Origin of the sequence: Silvanigrella sp. (assembly GCF_044369315.1) — a bacterium.
In the GTDB taxonomy this organism is placed as follows: Bacteria; Bdellovibrionota_B; Oligoflexia; order Silvanigrellales; family Silvanigrellaceae; genus Silvanigrella.
Window position 1 is genome coordinate 1 of record NZ_JBIPMD010000235.1, and the last position, 4,920, is coordinate 4,920.

Here is a 4,920-nt window from a genome sequence, read left to right on the forward strand (position 1 = left end):
AAACCTGGTCTGATGAGACTGTTAAAAAAGATCTTTTAACTGTTAAATCCGCATTTACTCAAATTCATGTTGGTGTATTAGCCGTTGTTCTAAAAATTGATGCGGCATTAGCATCTTTAATAGGATGGCCAACGGGGAACCATGTTTCCTGGGAAATATTACGTGAAAAATATCATTTTCCTAAAATTCCAAAAATAGAGAAAACGATTTAAATTTAATAATTTAATATAAACTCAAAATCTTAGAAATAAAAATATTTATAAATTTATCTGGATTTTTTAAAAAGATCATTTTTCTATCTTCAGTTAAACCTTTAAAAATATCAAAAATACTATGCCTTGTTAAATTTGTAACATCAGAAACTTTTTGAAGCAAATTGATATAGGGAGGAGAAATTTTAGCTGTAACTCTATTTTCTTCTTCTAAAATAGATGATAAAGAATTAAATTCTAAAAAACTTGTATAAGTTAATTTTTTTCCATTTTCAAATAAAATAAATGATTTTTGAATATTATTATCAATATAAATATTTGTTAAATTATAATCAAATAAATTTTGATCATTTAAATATTTCGAAAGACTTTCGCCTATTTTTAATATCACAAAAAAAGGTTTTTTATCATTTATATTTTTAACTATTTTTATTTTAACAAAATCATGTTCAAATTCATGTAAATAAATATAGTAATTTTGATAAGAGATAACTCCTCTCGAACTTGGAAAACAATCATCAGGAAAATGAGTTAAATTTAATTTAGCTATACATTTTTGAATAAAAATTTCCATATTATTATTAAAATGGAATTTATTCTGAATTTGATTTTGATCCACTGTTAAATCCAAATTCTTTTCATTTAATTTATCATGAACTTTATTTTTTTTATCTTTATCATTATGTATTAAGGTTTTCGTTAAAAAAGTAAAACCTTCTTCTTGATACTCATTTTGAAGCGTATCCGCATATTTTTCATAATTTTCGTTTGCAACTATGGTCAGTCGATTAGCTAACTCAAAATAGGGATCTTCTTTTATAATTCTTTTTCCTGTTTGATCAATACATAAACGCAGCCCTCTTCCAATCTCCTGTCTTTTTTTTATGGTTGACTTTGTTTGATTTAAAGTACAAATTTGAAAAACATTTGGATTATCCCACCCCTCTTTAAGAGCTGAATGAGCAAAAATAAAAGAAACAGGGCTTGAGAAAGAAAGCAAACTTGACTTATCTTTCATAATCAATTCAAAAGCTCTTTTAGAAGCAAGTCTCTGCTCTTTACTCCATTTTTCTTCATTTAATTCTATATATTCTTCAGAGTTTTTTATTTGTCTTTTTGCAAAATAGGCTGCTTGGATATCCCTAACCTTTAAATCAGTAAAAAAAGAAGACATGTTTTTTAAACATTCATATTCTTCTTCAAAAATATCTTTAATCATTCCATTTTTATTATTTTCTTTGACATAATTTGAAACTTTATCGACAAAAAACAAAGATAAAACTTTTATACCTCTATGATATAATTTATTTTGTTTCTCTATATGTGTCCATATGGTTTGTCTAATTTGAGATCGAAAAAGATCTTCTAAAGATGATAATTTAATATTATTTTTAAATAACTTTTCTCCATTTTCAAATAATATATATTCTTTATTTTCTTCAATATATATTTCTTTTACTATATAATTATAATCTTTATAATCGTAATAATTAGATTTTAAATAAAGATCATCACCTTGATTTAATAAAATTTCTGCATCTTTTTTTTCTCCATTTTTTAAAACAGTCCAGCATAAGATAGATGCTGTTATTTTATTATTTACCCTTTTCACTTCTTTCAATACTAAAGATCCATTATATTTAGTATTATTTTCTAAACCAATAACTTCTATTTTTTTTACCAATTTATTATGATACGATTCAAAAGGAGATAATTTAAAAAGCAAATTTGGAAAATTTTTATGAGTTGCACTATACCTTAAAACAAATAAAGGTTTTAAAGAACGAATTGCTTGGCTATTTTTTTCTGTTCCAAATTTAGTTTGAGGCTCATCCAAAATAATAATGGGTCTTGTATTCTGAATGAATTGATATGGCAGCTCTTCCCGGCCAAAAATATAACCATCTTTAAACAAATTATTATAATTCACTTTATTAAAGGAATCTAAAGAAATTAACAAAACATCTATTCCATTTGAATTTAATGAAAAATTTTTAATCTCATTTTGTTTATTCATACCATCATAAGGATACAAAGTTAAAATTTCATTATTGTATAAATATTTAAAATGGCCTTCCATTGCAAAAAAAGATTGAATAACACCTTCATAAATAGCAATGCTAGGAACAACAATTATAAATTTTTTGAAATTATTTTTTTGTTTTAATTCATAAATTGTTCTTAAATAAACGTAAGTTTTACCTGTTCCTGTTTCCATTTCAACAGTAAAATGAGGACAACGATGTGCATCATTTAAATTAGGAGATAGCTCTTCTAAAAGTTTACCTTCATCATAAAAAACTTCATTTGATACGGAAGAAATTCCGTTTCGAATTTGAACTTCGATTATATTTTTTCTTAAAACTTCATCGTTCAAATTTAAATTTAATGGATAATTAGAAAATATATCATTCTTATTTTCATTTCCATATAGCGTCTCATTATTTTCTATTTGATTAAAAACATCAACAACTGCGGAAATAGCGTTTATTTGATGAGGAAGGTCGGAGTCAAATTTTAATTTAATTTCTTTTGTCAAATTTTACACCCTTTATAGAGTTTTTATCTTAAATTTATCAGATAGTCGGATTTTCATATCGTCTCTTTTATAAAGTGCTATATCTTTGAAAATTAAAATAAATTTATTATCCATCTCTGATATCTGCAAATTTAAGAGCTCATATTCCGTTTCATAATGAATTTTATCATCAATGCAAATAAGAAGTTCATGATTACACCACTCGGAACGTATCCTATAAAAAATATTATTTATAATTTTCATTTCTTTTTTAATTTTACTATGTAATGGAAATCCTTCTTGTAATATAATTTCCCAAATAATATCTTCATCAATACTATTATTTTTTAGTATTTCTTGATAATTAAAAAATAAATTTTCTAAATCATTTATAGATTTTACTTGTTTATTTTCAAAATTTTTAAAATTTGTTTCTTTTAAAGAAAAACATTTAAATCCTAAATCTGAATTTTTAATTTTTGGAAATTCAGAGTGACTTGTAATTTTTTGAATTGCTTTATTTATTCTTTCTATTGTGATTTCAGAAATTGTTTCATATTTGCTATTTGAATCCTTAATTTTAAAAGGAATTTGAATTGTAATACAATTTATTGAAAAATCTTTAATAGAATTTTCAAATAAGACAGAATGAAGTGTTGTTCCTGAGCCCGCAAAAAAATCTAATACATAATCATTTTCTTTAAGATTACATGCCTTAAATATATACTGCATAAGACCAATTGGTTTAGTATTATCAAAAACACATTTTTCATTTTCAAACAAGGAAGAAAGTTCTTCACTCCCTTTTTCATTATAACAATCTGAGTTATCTAATAAATCACTTAAGACCTTCTTTTTTTCAAGCTCTTCTTCTAATACTTTTCTTCTAAACCCAAAATGTTTGGTAATAAAAATAGATTTATTTATAATTTGTTGATTAACTCTCCAGGGTCCTCTCACTTCAACATCATTTTGTAAGATACCATTTTTAATAATGAGTTCATTTAATAATTCAAATTTTAGGGAACGGATAGAATACTCACCTGCTTTATAAATACCATCTTCACATTTAGCTAGTATACCTTTATATAGTGTTCTATTTGTTAATTTATTGCCTTCATTAAAAACAGGTCTTGTGCCGTCAGAAACTTGCTCTACACTTAATATTTCGGACAATTCCCCTTTTGAATAAATAACTAAATAATCACATAAGTCTGACATTGTTTTTGATAAAAATGTAGATTTTCTTGCAGCTCTTCTTTTAATCACTCCACAAAAGTTTCCTTGGCCAAATATTTCATCCATTAAATGTCTTAAATTATGTATTTCATTGTCATCAATAGAAATAAAAATAACTCCATCATCACATAACAAATTTCGAGCAAGCTCTAATCTTGGGTACATCATAGACAACCAGTTTGAATGAAAACGACCACTTGCCATAGGATTTGATGTCAATAATTGCCCATTTTCATCAGCTTGTTTCGTTTTTTTATAGTAATCATTTTTTCCTTCGGAATATTTATCATGGTAAATGAAATCATTTCCAGTATTATAAGGAGGATCAATATAAATAAGTTTAATTTTATTTGCATAAGATTTTTGTAATAATTTTAAAACTTCTAAATTTTCGCCTTCAATAAAAATATTTTTTGTATTTTCAATATTAGCACCCTTCCCATTTAAAGGAGATAATGTCCCTTGAGTTTGAGTTCTCGCATTTTGTTTTGCCTTTTTTTTACCAGGCCAAAATAAACCATAATGCTCATGATTCATTTCATTTTCTTCATTGCTTTTATTTTGATACAGTTCTGTTAATTTTGATAAATTCAGATTCCCATCTGAAAAAATTTCTGGAAAAATTTCTTTTAATTTTTTCTTTTTTTCTTCAATGAAATTTAAACTTTGAACTCTTATTTTTTCATTATTATCTTCCATAATAAGATCCTTTTTCATTTCATTATTTAAGAGCATTTTCTAATTTAGATTAGTTTTAGCTCTTTTCCTAACTTTATCTGATTTTAAAGTTATATCAACAAAATAAAATTTTAAAATCAGTTAAATATGTTTTAAATACATACTGATCCTCCCCTAAGAAAGTAGACACCCAGATCCGAAAAAAACTTATAGGAAAGAGGTGTTGAAATGGTGTTAACCAAAAGAAGGTATACAAGCGAATTCAAGCAAGGG

General features: G+C 24.9%; 3 protein-coding genes. 1 reads left to right on the forward strand and 2 read right to left on the reverse strand.

Annotated elements, in window-relative coordinates; all coding sequences use genetic code 11:
* On the forward strand, nt 1-212 hold a 212-nt coding region (locus tag ACIQ56_RS14380; RefSeq protein WP_397601737.1), incomplete at its 5' end, for a hypothetical protein.
* A gap of 10 nt (nt 213-222) precedes the next feature.
* On the opposite strand, the gene ACIQ56_RS14385 is transcribed toward ACIQ56_RS14380, so the two are convergent.
* Together ACIQ56_RS14385 and ACIQ56_RS14390 are read right to left on the reverse strand one after the other, a co-directional pair.
* Nucleotides 223-2,751, reverse strand: coding sequence for a DEAD/DEAH box helicase family protein (locus ACIQ56_RS14385; RefSeq protein WP_397601738.1), 2,529 nt, complete (start codon nt 2,749-2,751; stop codon nt 223-225).
* Nucleotides 2,752-2,763: 12 nt separating this feature from the next.
* A complete protein-coding gene (locus ACIQ56_RS14390) occupies nt 2,764-4,668 on the reverse strand; it encodes a site-specific DNA-methyltransferase (protein ID WP_397601739.1) in 1,905 nt (634 codons plus the stop codon).
* Between the last annotated feature and the right edge of the window lie 252 nt (nt 4,669-4,920).

Coding starts and splice junctions, on each gene's coding strand:
- ACIQ56_RS14390 (WP_397601739.1), bottom strand. CDS start 4,668: ATGGAAGATAATAATGAAAAAATAAGAGTTCAAAGTTTAAATTTCATT.